The sequence below is a fragment of the Pseudomonas sp. Marseille-Q7302 genome (assembly GCF_965111925.1).
In genome coordinates this window covers 2278943-2293973 of the sequence record NZ_CBCOPK010000001.1, presented here as the reverse complement: position 1 = coordinate 2293973, position 15031 = coordinate 2278943, and the positions used below count along the sequence as shown (strand labels likewise).

Below are 15031 nucleotides of genomic sequence, written 5' to 3'. Positions count from 1 at the left end.
CCAGGCGATGAGGCTGCCTGGCCTGCCCAATTGGGTCTGTGATCGAAGTAGACAATTCGTCTTGGGTCTTGCGAACCCACGCGCCCGTTTTCGGCGTCGTCTTCCTCACGCTCTGACCTGCGGTCAGATTGTTTGGGTGTTATATGGTCAAGCCTCACGGGCAATTAGTATCGGTTAGCTCAACGCCTCACAGCGCTTACACACCCGACCTATCAACGTCGTAGTCTTCGACGGCCCTTTAGGAAGCTCAAGGCTCCAGTGAGATCTCATCTTGAGGCAAGTTTCCCGCTTAGATGCTTTCAGCGGTTATCTCTTCCGAACATAGCTACCCGGCGATGCCACTGGCGTGACAACCGGAACACCAGAGGTTCGTCCACTCCGGTCCTCTCGTACTAGGAGCAGCCCCTCTCAAATCTCAAACGTCCACGGCAGATAGGGACCGAACTGTCTCACGACGTTCTAAACCCAGCTCGCGTACCACTTTAAATGGCGAACAGCCATACCCTTGGGACCGGCTTCAGCCCCAGGATGTGATGAGCCGACATCGAGGTGCCAAACACCGCCGTCGATATGAACTCTTGGGCGGTATCAGCCTGTTATCCCCGGAGTACCTTTTATCCGTTGAGCGATGGCCCTTCCATACAGAACCACCGGATCACTAAGACCTACTTTCGTACCTGCTCGACGTGTCTGTCTCGCAGTCAAGCGCGCTTTTGCCTTTATACTCTACGACCGATTTCCGACCGGTCTGAGCGCACCTTCGTACTCCTCCGTTACTCTTTAGGAGGAGACCGCCCCAGTCAAACTGCCCACCATACACTGTCCTCGATCCGGATAACGGACCAGAGTTAGAACCTCAAGATTGCCAGGGTGGTATTTCAAGGATGGCTCCACGCAAACTGGCGTCCACGCTTCAAAGCCTCCCACCTATCCTACACAAGCAAGCTCAAAGTCCAGTGCAAAGCTACAGTAAAGGTTCACGGGGTCTTTCCGTCTAGCCGCGGATACACTGCATCTTCACAGCGATTTCAATTTCACTGAGTCTCGGGTGGAGACAGCGCCGCCATCGTTACGCCATTCGTGCAGGTCGGAACTTACCCGACAAGGAATTTCGCTACCTTAGGACCGTTATAGTTACGGCCGCCGTTTACCGGGGCTTCGATCAAGAGCTTCGCTTGCGCTAACCCCATCAATTAACCTTCCGGCACCGGGCAGGCGTCACACCCTATACGTCCACTTTCGTGTTTGCAGAGTGCTGTGTTTTTAATAAACAGTCGCAGCGGCCTGGTATCTTCGACCGGCATGAGCTTACGGGGTAAACCCTTCACTCTCACCGGCGCACCTTCTCCCGAAGTTACGGTGCCATTTTGCCTAGTTCCTTCACCCGAGTTCTCTCAAGCGCCTTGGTATTCTCTACCCGACCACCTGTGTCGGTTTGGGGTACGGTTCCTAGTTACCTGAAGCTTAGAGGCTTTTCCTGGAAGCATGGCATCAACCACTTCTCCTTCTAAAAGAAGGATCGTCATCAGTTCTCGGCCTTAACTGTCCGGATTTACCTAAACAGTCAGCCTACCACCTTAAACTTGGACAACCATCGCCAAGCTGGCCTAGCCTTCTCCGTCCCCCCATCGCAGTAACTAGAAGTACGGGAATATTAACCCGTTTCCCATCGACTACGCCTTTCAGCCTCGCCTTAGGGACCGACTCACCCTGCGTCGATTAACGTTGCGCAGGAACCCTTGGTCTTTCGGCGTGCGAGTTTTTCACTCGCATTGTCGTTACTCATGTCAGCATTCGCACTTCTGATACCTCCAGCAAGCTTCTCAACTCACCTTCACAGGCTTACAGAACGCTCCTCTACCGCATCACCAAAGGTGATACCCGTAGCTTCGGTGCCTGGTTTGAGCCCCGTTACATCTTCCGCGCAGGCCGACTCGACTAGTGAGCTATTACGCTTTCTTTAAAGGGTGGCTGCTTCTAAGCCAACCTCCTAGCTGTCTAAGCCTTCCCACATCGTTTACCACTTAACCAGGACTTTGGGACCTTAGCTGACGGTCTGGGTTGTTTCCCTTTTCACGACGGACGTTAGCACCCGCCGTGTGTCTCCCATGCTCGGCACTTCTGGGTATTCGGAGTTTGCATCGGTTTGGTAAGTCGGGATGACCCCCTAGCCGAAACAGTGCTCTACCCCCCAGAGTGATACATGAGGCGCTACCTAAATAGCTTTCGAGGAGAACCAGCTATCTCCGAGCTTGATTAGCCTTTCACTCCGATCCACAAGTCATCCCCTGCCTTTTCAACGGAAGTGGGTTCGGTCCTCCAGTCAGTGTTACCTAACCTTCAACCTGCTCATGGATAGATCGCCCGGTTTCGGGTCTATTCCCAGCGACTAGACGCCCTATTAAGACTCGCTTTCGCTACGCCTCCCCTATTCGGTTAAGCTCGCCACTGAAAATAAGTCGCTGACCCATTATACAAAAGGTACGCAGTCACCCAACAAAGTGGGCTCCCACTGCTTGTACGCATACGGTTTCAGGTTCTATTTCACTCCCCTCTCCGGGGTTCTTTTCGCCTTTCCCTCACGGTACTGGTTCACTATCGGTCAGTCAGGAGTATTTAGCCTTGGAGGATGGTCCCCCCATATTCAGACAGGGTTTCTCGTGCCCCGTCCTACTCGATTTCATTGATAAGAGCGTTTCGCGTACAGGGCTATCACCCACTATGGCCGCACTTTCCAGAGCGTTCCGCTACTCTCAAATCAACTTAAGGGCTGGTCCCCGTTCGCTCGCCACTACTAAGGGAATCTCGGTTGATTTCTTTTCCTCAGGGTACTTAGATGTTTCAGTTCCCCTGGTTCGCCTCTTAACCCTATGGATTCAGGTTAAGATACCTAGCTTATGCTAGGTGGGTTTCCCCATTCAGAGATCTCCGGGTCACAGGTCATTTGCCACCTCACCGAAGCTTATCGCAGGCTATCACGTCTTTCATCGCCTCTGACTGCCAAGGCATCCACCGTATGCGCTTCTTCACTTGACCATATAACCCCAAGCAATCTCGCTGGCGTCCAAGGACGCTACCGATCTGCAAAGCGTTAGATGAGTGAAGACGACATTTCGCCGAAAACTTGCGCTTGAGTTCGCAAGATTTTACCTTGACGACACTAACTGCCAGTGAAAACAGTTAATGCAGTCTACTTCTATCACTTTCCCAATTTTTTAAAGAACAGTTCTGATCAAAGACCAGACATCAGAGTTTGGGCTACACCGGAGGGTGCATCAAACGCTCATGTCTGAGCTTTTCAAGCAATTGCGTTAGCGGTTAGGTGGAGATGGTGGAGCCAAGGAGGATCGAACTCCTGACCTCCTGCGTGCAAGGCAGGCGCTCTCCCAGCTGAGCTATGGCCCCATCGATTGGTGGGTCTGGGCAGATTCGAACTGCCGACCTCACCCTTATCAGGGGTGCGCTCTAACCAACTGAGCTACAGACCCAATCGTCTTACCTTGAGTCTAACTAACTCAATTGCTCTTCTATCAGTGAATCAAGCAATTCGTGTGGGTGCTTGCCAGCAAGCTGACATCTTTCGATTAAGGAGGTGATCCAGCCGCAGGTTCCCCTACGGCTACCTTGTTACGACTTCACCCCAGTCATGAATCACTCCGTGGTAACCGTCCTCCCGAAGGTTAGACTAGCTACTTCTGGAGCAACCCACTCCCATGGTGTGACGGGCGGTGTGTACAAGGCCCGGGAACGTATTCACCGTGACGTTCTGATTCACGATTACTAGCGATTCCGACTTCACGCAGTCGAGTTGCAGACTGCGATCCGGACTACGATCGGTTTTATGGGATTAGCTCCACCTCGCGGCTTGGCAACCCTTTGTACCGACCATTGTAGCACGTGTGTAGCCCTGGCCGTAAGGGCCATGATGACTTGACGTCATCCCCACCTTCCTCCGGTTTGTCACCGGCAGTCTCCTTAGAGTGCCCACCATAACGTGCTGGTAACTAAGGACAAGGGTTGCGCTCGTTACGGGACTTAACCCAACATCTCACGACACGAGCTGACGACAGCCATGCAGCACCTGTGTCTGAGCTCCCGAAGGCACCAATCCATCTCTGGAAAGTTCTCAGCATGTCAAGGCCAGGTAAGGTTCTTCGCGTTGCTTCGAATTAAACCACATGCTCCACCGCTTGTGCGGGCCCCCGTCAATTCATTTGAGTTTTAACCTTGCGGCCGTACTCCCCAGGCGGTCAACTTAATGCGTTAGCTGCGCCACTAAGATCTCAAGGATCCCAACGGCTAGTTGACATCGTTTACGGCGTGGACTACCAGGGTATCTAATCCTGTTTGCTCCCCACGCTTTCGCACCTCAGTGTCAGTGTTAGTCCAGGTAGTCGCCTTCGCCACTGGTGTTCCTTCCAATATCTACGCATTTCACCGCTACACTGGAAATTCCACTACCCTCTACCACACTCTAGCCAGACAGTTTTGGATGCAGTTCCCAGGTTGAGCCCGGGGATTTCACATCCAACTTATCAAGCCACCTACGCGCGCTTTACGCCCAGTAATTCCGATTAACGCTTGCACCCTTCGTATTACCGCGGCTGCTGGCACGAAGTTAGCCGGTGCTTATTCTGTTGGTAACGTCAAAACTCACAGGTATTCGCTATGAGCCCTTCCTCCCAACTTAAAGTGCTTTACGACCCGAGGGCCTTCTTCACACACGCGGCATGGCTGGATCAGGCTTTCGCCCATTGTCCAATATTCCCCACTGCTGCCTCCCGTAGGAGTCTGGACCGTGTCTCAGTTCCAGTGTGACTGATCATCCTCTCAGACCAGTTACGGATCGTCGCCTTGGTAGGCCGTTACCCTACCAACTAGCTAATCCGACCTAGGCTCATCTAATAGCGTGAGGTCCGAAGATCCCCCACTTTCTCCCGTAGGACGTATGCGGTATTAGCGTTCCTTTCGAAACGTTGTCCCCCACTACTAGGCAGATTCCTAGGCATTACTCACCCGTCCGCCGCTGAATCAGAGAGCAAGCTCTCTTCATCCGCTCGACTTGCATGTGTTAGGCCTGCCGCCAGCGTTCAATCTGAGCCATGATCAAACTCTTCAGTTAAGTAGACTGATCGGGTTTTGAGAAAACCCTAAACTTGGCTCAGCAATCGCAAAAAACTCATGAATTCACGAGTTACTTGTGTTGCTGATAATCTTGCGACATCAGACTTATCTCACAAGCACCCACACGAATTGCTTGATTCAACTTGTTAAAGAGCAGTGGTTGCGACCGTGTCGCTAACCGAGGCGCGCATTCTACGCTAGCCTCACACCCTGTCAAGCGTTGATTTGAACTTTTTCGTTTCAACTCAACCACTTGCGCTTGCCTGACCGGTTCAACCAATCTCGGCAGTGGGAGGCGAATCCTACAGCATCCTGAGACGCTGTCAACCCCTCCGCTTCACTCTGTTATCGCCCGGAGGCGTTAACCTAGCGGCGAGGACTCCGTAGACCCCTCGCCCGACTCAGACCTAAGTGCTTGATTTTCAAGCCGCTTCAGCATCTGCGCCGGAAGTGGGGCGCATTATAGGCGAGTTTCAGAGGGCGTCAACAGCTAATTTCAGAAAACATGCAATAGAGGCCAAGAAGGTGGCCTGAGGTCGAGCTGTCACCTGTGCAGGGTAAGATGACGGGAGACGATGTTTCGAGGACTGCATGACTTCCATCCTGGACCGCTACCGACAACAGCTAAGGAAAACCTTGGGTGACTGGTTTCCCCGCACGACCCTCTTTCTTAAAGGAGAGACGCCGCCAAGTGCTCGGAAAAATGCATCGCCGGTGAAAACCCGGAAGGTGCAAAGGGTGGCTAAGGAGCCGGCCGCGGCAACCCGTAGCGAGAAAGTTGTCACTTCACCTAGCCCACCCATCCCCTCCCCTGCCGCTATCTATGGCCCGGCGTTCTCGGTGAAGCGTTCGCATGAGCAGCGGATGAAGACCCGCGTTGAGCAGGCAGTGGCACAGGGCATCGTCCAGCCACCTTCGCCAGAGCAATGGCAGATGATCCTTGCTCGCGCTCCCGCGACGCGAATCTTTGCCGGAGCGGGCTCGGGCAAGACCACGACACTGGTCCTGCGGGTCGTGTTCATGCTTTGTCATCTGGACATCCCACGGGAGCAGCTGACCGTCATTTCCTTTACCAAGGCGTCTTGCGATGAATTGCGAGCGCAACTGAGGCGCGTCCTGGCCTTCTGGGACGTCCCACTGGATGACGACGCAGCACGCGAACTGGTGCGAACCTTTCACTCTGCCTTGGCGCAACTGGCTCGCGCCGAGCTCAGAGCGACGCAGTGGTTCGAGCAGCTATCGGCCAACTCGAAAGGTGACGAAGAACCGGATAACGGGTTGCTGGCAGGCGCAACCCTGAACGACAGTCAACGGCAACTGCTGCTGCAGGCCTACGAGACCTGTTATCGAGAAGACCCCGGATTTCGTCGCCGCATTCATCTATTGCTGGAATTGGCAGCACCCAATGAGGAAGCGCCTCCCAGCGCGGCGCCTTTGCAACCCTTCGTACTCAACGGTGAACGCCAACCACAACTGCTACCTGACCTCTTCTATGGACAAGCCTCGTTCGCCGAGACCCTGGGATTGCGTGTCGGCTCGATAAAGAGCAGCCAGCTTGAATGCTCGACGCGGGACCGGATCTTTCTGGAGGCCATGCAGCAATTCTGGCGACACTTTGGCAAGCTGCTGAAGGATCAGCGGCTGATGACCTTCAATACGGCCTTTGCCGTGCTGAAGGATCGCCTGCAAAAGAAGCCCAGCCGCGCGCTGATCGCACGCCTGAACCCCTTCACCCATCTGCTGATCGACGAATTCCAGGATATCTCGCCACAGATCGCCCTCTGGCTGCAGCAAGTGCAACACCGGCTTGCCGAGGAGAAAACCGCACCGTCGCTGATGGCCATTGGCGACGATTGGCAATCCATCTATGGCTGGCGCGGCAGCTCACCGGAGCTTTTCATCCATTTCGACCGCTGGTTCCCTGGCCAGACACCCAGTCAGACCTTGATGCTGGGGACCAACTACCGGTCCTCACCTGCCATCGTGGCGGACGGCGAGCGCATCCTGACACGGGTAAGGCACAAGCAACCCAAAAGCACCCAGGCTTTCCGTGCCGCGGATGATCAGGGCCATGGGGTGAAGGTCGTTGGGCAATTCGATATCGGTCGCCAATTGACCTCCCTGCTCGAGGAGATCAACGCGCAGCGGGGCTATGCAGCGGAACGTGAGCGGCCAGAGCGCTGTGCAGTCATGGTGATGAGCCGACTGAACGCACCCTTGAAAGCCATCAATGAGCAACTGGGTCGCCAGCCCGGCGTGCGGACTTGCACCATTCATAGGGCCAAGGGCTTGCAGGCTGAGGTGGCTATCGTCCTGGATGATGGCCAGCCCCAGCAGCCCCATCCGTTGCGCAACGCGCTCTACGCCGCCAGCGGGCATTTCCAGCAGAGCTATGACGAAGCCATGACCGATGAGGCGCTGCGCCTGAGCTATGTGGCGGTGACTCGCGGTGTCAGTCGCGTACTGTGGTACACCCGACAGCCACGGGGCGCAGCAGCCATCCTGGCAGGCTAAGCCAGATGTCGCGGCAGACACTTTTGTCTGCCGCCAAGATAGTACCCGTGATCTGAACGTGTTGATCGCTAGTGACCACAAGTCGACGAATCTCTATCTTTAGCCAAGCATGCTTGAGGCGATAGTGTCGCCCAAGACTTGCAGTCGTCGCGACCGGGGCGAATCGTCGTTTTCCTGCCGCGACTGCAGCATGAGGAACTGAGCGGTAGGCAGCTCAGGCATAACGCCCTTTTCCAGCAAATGCAGACCCTGCCCTACGACGGCTGACGTGTTCAGGCAAGCGATGCCAAGCCCTGCGTGTAGGGCGGCCTGCAGACCTGTAACCCCTGAAGCGATATGACTGACCGTATAGGGAATTCCTTCGGCCTCAAGGCGGCTACACGCCAATCGATGCAGGGAGCAACCTTCCGGCAATAGTGCCAGGGGTAGCGGCCGCCCTTTTTCTATCAGCTCCTTGCCCAAGGAAGTCACCCAAACCAGTGCTTCCTGATGCAAAAGACTGACCCTCACCCTGGCCGCAGCAGCCTTTTGCTTGGCCTTGAGGCTCATCACGATAGCCAGATCCAGCTCACCATCGCGGTGTGCAGCTTCAAGCTCGTCACTCCTGCCTATCCGCGTACGTAAGCGCAGGCGAGGCAGTTGCTGATGGAGGCGAGCCAGCAGGCGCGTGAGTTCGGCCGGACGGAAATAGTCCGTCACCCCCAGGCAAGCTTCGCCTTCAAGAGGAGTCTCGTGGAGATCGCGCCATGCCGCATCGGCTAGCGCTAATAGCGGCCTGGCATGAGCCAGCAGACGTTCGCCTGCGGCGGTAGGCCTTACTCCACTTTTGCTACGAATCAGCAAAGACTGACCAGCGCGCTCTTCCAGCTTGCGCAACTGCTCGCTCAGCGCCGACTGCGAGAGACAGCGCAAGGGTACGGCTGCGGAAAGGCTACCGGCATCAGCTGCCATGACCAGGGTACGAAGATGTTCTAGATCGAAACCCTGCATGGTTATTCATTCCTAAAGCCGATGGATAACACTTTACCTTCCCGCTTTTCCGCTGCAAGTATAATGTTCAGAGTAGAACCCTCAACTCGAGGAGATACTCAATGCCCCATATCACGCTTCATCTGTCTGGCGACCGTGACGAAGATGCCGCCCAACGTGCGGTGCTGCTTATAAATGGTCTTGTTGCGGACTACCTAGGCAAGCGCCCCGACGTCATGGCAACCACTGTTCATTACGTTCCAGATACGGATTGGTTTCTTGGCGGACAGTCGCTGGCAACGCTCGGCGGCAGTGCCTTCCATCTCGACATCAGCATCACCGACGAGACCAATACCAAAGGCGAAAAGGCGCGCTTCCTGCGCGAGGTACAGTCGGCCATGGCAAAGTTGAGGCCCGACTTGCATGACCTCTGCTATGTGCATCTAATCGACGCCCGAGCGACAGCTTATGGCTATGGTGGCCGGAGCCAGGAATGGCGGCACCAGCAGGCTGGGGTCTAGCCTGCCAGACGACAGCCGCCTTCCCCGAGGCGGCTGCGTGCCCAGACCTTATTCGATCACATCGAAGTCCTTGAAATGTTCCTCCGACAACTCGAGGCCCAAGCCGGGTTTGTCGTCGTCGAGCTGCAGGTAGCCACCGACCGGCTGGGGTTCGCCCTTGAACACGTAGTAGAAGAGCTCGTTGCCCACTTCCACGTCGAAGACCGGGAAGAATTCGGCCATGGGCGAGGCGGTACTGGCCATGGTCAGGTGGTAGTTGTGCATCTGGCCGGCGTGAGGAATGACCGGGACCGACCACGCCTCGGCCAGGGCGTTGATCTTGCGGGCGGCGGTAATGCCGCCAACGCGGTTGGTGTCGTACTGGATGACGTCCACGGCACGACGTTCGAGCAGGTCCTTGAAGCCGTAGGAGGTGAATTCGTGCTCGCCGCCAGAGATGGGCATGAGGCCCATCTTCTTGAGTTCGACATAGCCTTCGATGTCATCGGCGATGACCGGCTCTTCCAGCCAGCGCGGTTCGAATTCCACCAGCTTGGGCAGCATGCGGCGGGCGTATTCCAGCGTCCAGCCCATGTAGCACTCCAGCATGATGTCGACGTCGGGGCCGGCCAGTTCGCGCAGGGCACGCACCTGCTCGATGTTGCGCCGCATGCCGGCAGGGCCATCCTTGGGGCCGTAGCCGAATCTCATCTTGAGGGCGTCGAAGCCCTGACTAAGATAGCCCTGGGCTTCCTCTAGGAACAGATCCAGGTTGTCGTTGGCGTAGAGCTTGGAGGCGTAGCAGGGAATCTTCTCCTTGGTGCGGCCGCCCAGCAGCTTGAACACCGGCTTGTTGACGGCCTTGCCCATCAGGTCCCAGAGCGCCAGGTCGACGGCGGAAATGGCGGCCATGCCGATGCCCTTGCGGCCCCAGGCGTGGGTGCGACGGTACATTTTCTGCCAGAGGTATTCGTTGTCGAAGGGGTCCTGCCCCATCACGATGGGCGTCAGGTACAGGTCGATGATCTCCTTGGCCACTCGCGGCGCGAGGGCGCAGTTGCCCAGGCCGACCAGGCCGCTGTCGGTCTCTATTTCCACGACCAACCAGCCATGGAAGCGGAAAGAGCCCATGGCGTCGCCGCGCTCATAAAGGATGTCGGTGGCATTGGTGCAGAAGTGCGCCTGGGGCGGGACGACCTTGCCTTTCCATTCGAAGACGCGGGTGCGGACGCTGGTGATTTTCATGGTGCGGTTCCTTTTCAGGGGATGAGCGAGGCCTGCCGACGCTTCAAGCCGGCTTGGCGGATTTGGGAAGCGCCTTTGGGCGCCTCGGTATAACTCAGTAGCGGGAGCTACCCAGGCGGCAGGCGATCTCGAAGGCCTGGCGCGTGGCGCCGACGTTGGCGCGCCCCTGGCCGGCGATGTCGAAGGCCGTCCCGTGGGCGGGGGTCGCGATGGGAATGGGCAGGCCACCCTGCACCGTGACGCCACGCGAGAAGCCCATGAGCTTGATCGCGATCTGGCCCTGGTCGTGGTACATGGTCACCACGGCGTCGAAGGCGCGGGCATCGCCCTGGACCTTGAGAAAGATGGTGTCGGCTGGATAGGGACCATCGGCAGCGATGCCCAGCGCCTTGGCGCGTTCCACCGCCGGGCCGATCAGGTCCAGCTCTTCGCGACCAAAGCTGCCGTTGTCGCCATTGTGCGGATTGAGTCCGCAAACGCCGATGCGTGGCCGAGCCAGACCGCTGCGCTTGAGTTCGTTGTCGATCAGCTGGATGGCCTCGATCACTCTTTCCTGGCTGAGCAGGCCGGGAACCTCCTTGAGCGCGACATGGGAGGTCACGCGCGAGGTCCAGAGATCATCCAGCACATTGAATTCGCAGAACGGTCCCTGGTATCTCAGGTGCTCAGCGAACCAGTGCAGCTCATCGTTGTGGCCCATACCCGCCAGGTGCAGGGAGGTCTTGTTCAGCGGGCCGAAGAGAATGGCGTCGGTATGACCGGCCTGGGTCAGGTCGAGCGCGACAGCCAGGGTATCCAGGCTGTAGCGGCCACCGACGATGCTGGCGTCACTGCGCGCGAAGGCACCTTCGGCAGTGCCGCGATAGGGATACAGCAAGGGTATGTCGTCCTGAAAATTCAAGGCCTCGAGGCTGTCGATGCGCCGATAAGGAAATTCGCAGCCGGCGATGCGCATGCCCGTACGGGCCTCGTCCTCGTCGGCGATGAGCACCACGCGGGCGCGGCTGCGTACCTCGGGATCAGCTAGCAGCCGGGCGATCAATTCGGGGCCGATGCCGGCGGGATCGCCCAACACCATGGCCAGGCGAGGAAGGGTGGGATTGCTCATGCGGAGGTCCTCAGATAGGTGTCCAGGCGAATGACGTCGGCCACTGGGCGATACAGGCGCTGGGCGGTGTCGTGGAAGAGGTGGCGCTGGGCCGGTGCGGGAAGGTCCGCGACCAGACGCTTGAAGCCACCGATGATGGTGTCGTAGCTGCCGCACAGGCGGTCGACGGGAAAGTTGCTGGCGAACATGGCGCGCTCCGGGCCAAAGATGGCGATGGCCTCGCGGACGATCCAGGCATTGTCTTCGGCGCGCCAGGGCTGGCCTGCAAGGCCGAGCCCTGAGATCTTCAGCGCCACGTTGGACCACTCGGCCAGGCGTACCAGGGCCGCTCGCCAGGCGGCCAGGCCCTGAGGACTGCGATCGGACGGCAGCCCCGTATGGTTGAGGATCAACTGGATGGCCGGGAAATCCCGGGCCAAGCGTCCGGCCTCGTCGAGATTCCACCAGGGCGTCTGCAGATCGAAGTGCAGGCCGTGGCGCTGCAGTTCGGCATAGCCACGGCGCCAGCGGTCGTCGCTCATCAGGGTGCGCTGGCTACCCATCTCGGCCAGGCAAGTCGGACCGCCTGGCTTGTGTCTCACGCTGCGCACACGCTCGAAGGCAGCCTGGTCAGCCAGCAGGTCGGCAGCGTCTTCAGCATCCAGCCAGGCCTGGGCGACCACGGCATTGGGCACGCCATGGCGCTGCGCCAGCTCGTGGATGTAACGGGTTTCGCCCAGGGGATCGCGCGGATCCCATTCGGTCTCGACGTAGACGGTCTGGACCACATTGTGACCGGCGGCGTCGGCGAAATAGTGTTCCGGCAGGTAGTCGCCCTTGATGGCGCTGTAGTCGCCGTAACGAAAGGGAATGGTCTCGGCCCCGGACAGCCAGGGGTGGAAGTTGCGCTCGGGCTCCCAGAAATGATGGTGAGCGTCGATGATGGGACCACTGTAGAGCTCAGCCATGCTGCACCTCTCGCTCGTCCAGGGCGATCAGCAGGGTGCCGAGGATGAACAGGCCCGAGCAGAGGGCGAAGAAGCCCAGCACCGCCGGATAGCCGCCCAGATGTTGCAGCAAGAGGCCGACCAGAATGGGCACGGCGATACCGCCGAGACTGCCGGCCAGATTCATCACTCCGCCGATCAGACCCACTCGCGCTGGCGCCGCCAGTAACGCCGGGAAACTCCAGTAGAGGCTGCCCCACATGAGGAAGAAGGCAGTGAGCGACAGCAGCGCCACGGCAGCGTAGGGATCGGTCAACTGCGGCAGCAGCAGAAAAGCCAGCAGCGCTACCAGCCCGGAGCAGGACAGCAAACCCTTGGCCGCCAGCCCGCGACGTAGGCCCTTGCGCACCAGCAGGTCGCAGAGGAAGCCGCCCACCAGGGACCCAGCCGCGCCGCAGAGGAAGATGACGAAGGTGGCAGCGCCGATGCCCTTGATATCGAATCCCCGGGCCTGGGCGAGGTAGCTCGGTCCCCAGGTGAGCAGGCCGAAGAACACCATGGCCCAGCTGGCGCGACCGAGCAGGATGCCCGCCAGGGAGCGGCGGGCGATGCCCAGCCCTTGCGCACCAGCCTTGGCCGCCTGAGCCACGGAGGTGCTGCGGCCTTCGTTGATACGCGCGAGCTCGGCGGCATTCACCCCCGGGTGGATTGCCGGATCGTCCCTGAGATAGCGCCAGGCGAGCCAGGCCATGGCCAGGGTCGCGATACCGGCGATGAAGAAGGCGGTGCGCCAGGAGCCGAAGACGGCGATCAGGTAGGCGATGAGCAGACCACCCAGGGCCACGCCCAGGGGACCGCCGCAGTCCATCAATACCGCGCCACGCCCGCGCTCGCTGGACGCCAGCCACAGGGAATTGAGCTTGCCGCCAGCGGGAAACAGGGGAGCTTCGGCGGCGCCCAGGGCGACACGGGCGAAGATCAGCGACAGCCCGCCGGTGGCGAAGGCGGCTAGGGTCTGGAAGACGCCCCAGAGGCCAGTGGACCAGCCGATGACCCGGCGTGGGCCGTAGCGGTCGATCAGCCAGCCACCGGGAATCTGCAGGAGCGCATAGGCCCAGAAGAAACTGCTGAGGATCAGCCCCTGGATGGCGGGCGTCAGCTGGAACTCGCGGGCGATGGTAGGCATGGCGATGGACAGGGAAACACGGTCCACCAGATTGATGACGGTAAGGCCAAAGATGATGGCGAAGATGCGCCAGCGGACCCGGGAGGCCTGCAGGGCCGTGGGAAGGACAGCGGCGTCCTCATGGCGGCTGGTGCGAGATGTCGAGAGCATGGCGTGGACCCCTGGGATTCTTGTTATGGGTGTTCAGCTGCCGGCTGGCGAGATCGACTATCTGGCGAAGGCCGATAACCGTCTAATCAAATTTGTGCATAGGCGTATAGCCCCAGGATATAGGTCAGGGGACAGGACTCGGCCTAGGCGCTCTACCACGCACCAGCCAGCGCACCTGTCCATTTGGCATAACTCCAGGCTATCGGTGCATGCCTATTTTTGAGTGGTCGCGAACGCCTTGGGATGCGCACACTCGGCCACCGACAACAACGACAAGAAAGAGGTAGTCCCATGCGCAGCCCTTCCCTGCTCGCCACCCTTCCCCTGTATCTCGCCGCTACGGTAGCGCCCCTGGCCCACGCCGCCTGGCAGCCGGAAGGCAAGATCGAGATCGTCGTCGCGGGTGGTCCCGGTGGCGGCACCGACCAGCTCGGTCGGTTGATCCAGTCGATCATCACCCAGCACAAGCTGCTGGACGCCAGCACCGTGGTGTTCAACAAGGGCGGCGGCAATGGCGCTGAAGCCTTTCTGGAAATGAAGCTGGCCAAGGGCGAGGCGGACAAGCTGGTCATCGCCACCAACAATGTCTACTTGCTCCCCCTAACCGCCAAGCTGGGCTACCAGCTCGACGACCTCACACCGGTGGCGGCCATCGCCGAAGACGACTTCATCCTCTGGACCTACGCCGATGCGCCGTGGAAGGACGCCCGTGGCTATGTCGATGCCATCAAGCAGGACCCGGCCGGCAAGCGCATGGGCGGCAGCCAGTCCAAGGACGTGGATCAGACCCTGACCCTGCTGCTCAACCGCACCGAGGGCACCAAGCTCACCTACATTCCGTTCAAGAGCGGTAGCGAAGCCGCAACCCAGCTAGCCGGCAAGCACATCACCTCCAACGTCAACAATCCCAGCGAAAGCCTGAGCCAATGGCGTGGCGGTCAGGTGGTACCACTCTGCGTGTTCAGCCAGACGCGCATGGGCTACACCGCCAAGGTCACCGACACCCAGGCCTGGTCCGACGTGCCCACCTGCAAGGAGCAAGGCCTGGGCATCGACCAGTACCGTTTCCCGCGCACCGTGCTGCTGCCGGGCGGAGTCAGCGAGGAGCAACGCGCCTTCTATGTGGAGCTCCTGCGCAAGGTGAGCCAGACGCCGGAATTCAAGGCCTACATCGAGCGCAATGCCCTGGTGCCGACCTTCCTCGAAGGCCAGGCGCTGCAGGACTACATCGCCCAGGACACCGCTCGGGTCACCCCGGTATTCGAGGCAGCCGGCTGGCTCAAGCGCTGATCGGCGCAACGACACAGGA

The 15031-nt window shown here is 58.9% G+C and carries 8 protein-coding genes, 2 tRNA genes and 2 rRNA genes; 3 read left to right on the top strand and 9 right to left on the bottom strand.

Annotated features, from left to right (window positions below; all coding sequences use genetic code 11):
* Nucleotides 1–143 precede the first annotated feature (143 nt).
* From ACWPW1_RS10790 to ACWPW1_RS10775, 4 genes are all read right to left on the bottom strand, one after another.
* A 23S ribosomal RNA gene (locus ACWPW1_RS10790) occupies nucleotides 144–3036 on the bottom strand.
* A 293-nt stretch (nucleotides 3037–3329) separates the two neighbouring features.
* Nucleotides 3330–3405 (bottom strand) — tRNA-Ala (locus ACWPW1_RS10785).
* A 6-nt stretch (nucleotides 3406–3411) separates the two neighbouring features.
* Nucleotides 3412–3488, bottom strand: a tRNA-Ile gene (locus ACWPW1_RS10780).
* 97 nt (nucleotides 3489–3585) lie between these two features.
* A 16S ribosomal RNA gene (locus tag ACWPW1_RS10775) occupies nucleotides 3586–5122 on the bottom strand.
* The 16S and 23S rRNA genes sit together here with 2 tRNA genes alongside, the layout of an rRNA operon.
* 593 nt (nucleotides 5123–5715) lie before the next feature.
* Between ACWPW1_RS10775 and ACWPW1_RS10770 the strand changes: the two genes are divergently transcribed.
* Nucleotides 5716–7638 carry a UvrD-helicase domain-containing protein gene (locus ACWPW1_RS10770; RefSeq protein WP_454252901.1) on the top strand — a complete coding sequence of 641 codons (1923 nt, stop codon included), beginning with the start codon at nucleotides 5716–5718 and terminating at the stop codon, nucleotides 7636–7638.
* 99 nt (nucleotides 7639–7737) lie between these two features.
* Here the strand turns inward: ACWPW1_RS10770 and ACWPW1_RS10765 are convergent, their stop codons facing one another.
* A complete protein-coding gene (locus ACWPW1_RS10765; RefSeq protein ID WP_434776463.1) occupies nucleotides 7738–8628 on the bottom strand; it encodes a LysR substrate-binding domain-containing protein in 891 nt (296 codons plus the stop codon).
* 101 nt (nucleotides 8629–8729) lie between these two features.
* Here ACWPW1_RS10765 and ACWPW1_RS10760 point away from each other — a divergent pair, with 101 nt between their 5' ends.
* The gene (locus ACWPW1_RS10760; RefSeq protein WP_059314734.1) at nucleotides 8730–9128 is read left to right on the top strand and encodes a tautomerase family protein; all 399 of its coding nucleotides are present in this window, start codon (nucleotides 8730–8732) and stop codon (nucleotides 9126–9128) included.
* 48 nt (nucleotides 9129–9176) lie between these two features.
* Here ACWPW1_RS10760 and ACWPW1_RS10755 read toward each other — a convergent pair whose 3' ends face one another.
* The 4 genes from ACWPW1_RS10755 to ACWPW1_RS10740 all read right to left on the bottom strand — a co-directional run bounded on the left by ACWPW1_RS10755 (nucleotide 9177) and on the right by ACWPW1_RS10740 (nucleotide 13722).
* On the bottom strand, nucleotides 9177–10352 hold the full coding sequence (locus ACWPW1_RS10755) for an L-rhamnonate dehydratase (protein WP_434776462.1): 1176 nt from the start codon (nucleotides 10350–10352) through the stop codon (nucleotides 9177–9179).
* A 94-nt stretch (nucleotides 10353–10446) separates the two neighbouring features.
* A complete protein-coding gene (locus ACWPW1_RS10750; RefSeq protein ID WP_434776461.1) occupies nucleotides 10447–11460 on the bottom strand; it encodes a 4-hydroxythreonine-4-phosphate dehydrogenase PdxA in 1014 nt (337 codons plus the stop codon).
* Nucleotides 11457–12407 (bottom strand): amidohydrolase family protein, encoded by a 951-nt coding sequence (locus ACWPW1_RS10745; protein WP_434776460.1) that lies wholly within the window; start codon nucleotides 12405–12407, stop codon nucleotides 11457–11459. Before ACWPW1_RS10745 ends, ACWPW1_RS10750 begins: the two co-directional genes overlap by 4 nt.
* Nucleotides 12400–13722, bottom strand: coding sequence for an MFS transporter (locus tag ACWPW1_RS10740; RefSeq protein ID WP_434776459.1), 1323 nt, complete (start codon nucleotides 13720–13722; stop codon nucleotides 12400–12402). The genes ACWPW1_RS10745 and ACWPW1_RS10740 overlap by 8 nt, the downstream gene beginning before the upstream one ends.
* Before the next feature lie 291 nt (nucleotides 13723–14013).
* On the opposite strand from ACWPW1_RS10740, the gene ACWPW1_RS10735 reads away from it, so the two are divergent.
* A complete protein-coding gene (locus tag ACWPW1_RS10735) occupies nucleotides 14014–15012 on the top strand; it encodes a tripartite tricarboxylate transporter substrate-binding protein (protein WP_434776458.1) in 999 nt (332 codons plus the stop codon).
* Nucleotides 15013–15031: the final 19 nt, after the last annotated feature.

Excerpts from the sequence above, each read along its gene's own strand:
- ACWPW1_RS10735 (WP_434776458.1), top strand. The coding sequence starts at position 14,014 with ATGCGCAGCCCTTCCCTGCTCGCCACCCTTCCCCTGTATCTCGCCGCT.
- ACWPW1_RS10760 (WP_059314734.1), top strand. The coding sequence starts at position 8,730 with ATGCCCCATATCACGCTTCATCTGTCTGGCGACCGTGACGAAGATGCC.
- ACWPW1_RS10755 (WP_434776462.1), bottom strand. The coding sequence starts at position 10,352 with ATGAAAATCACCAGCGTCCGCACCCGCGTCTTCGAATGGAAAGGCAAG.
- ACWPW1_RS10770 (WP_454252901.1), top strand. The coding sequence starts at position 5,716 with ATGACTTCCATCCTGGACCGCTACCGACAACAGCTAAGGAAAACCTTG.
- ACWPW1_RS10740 (WP_434776459.1), bottom strand. The coding sequence starts at position 13,722 with ATGCTCTCGACATCTCGCACCAGCCGCCATGAGGACGCCGCTGTCCTT.
- ACWPW1_RS10765 (WP_434776463.1), bottom strand. The coding sequence starts at position 8,628 with ATGCAGGGTTTCGATCTAGAACATCTTCGTACCCTGGTCATGGCAGCT.
- ACWPW1_RS10745 (WP_434776460.1), bottom strand. The coding sequence starts at position 12,407 with ATGGCTGAGCTCTACAGTGGTCCCATCATCGACGCTCACCATCATTTC.
- ACWPW1_RS10750 (WP_434776461.1), bottom strand. The coding sequence starts at position 11,460 with ATGAGCAATCCCACCCTTCCTCGCCTGGCCATGGTGTTGGGCGATCCC.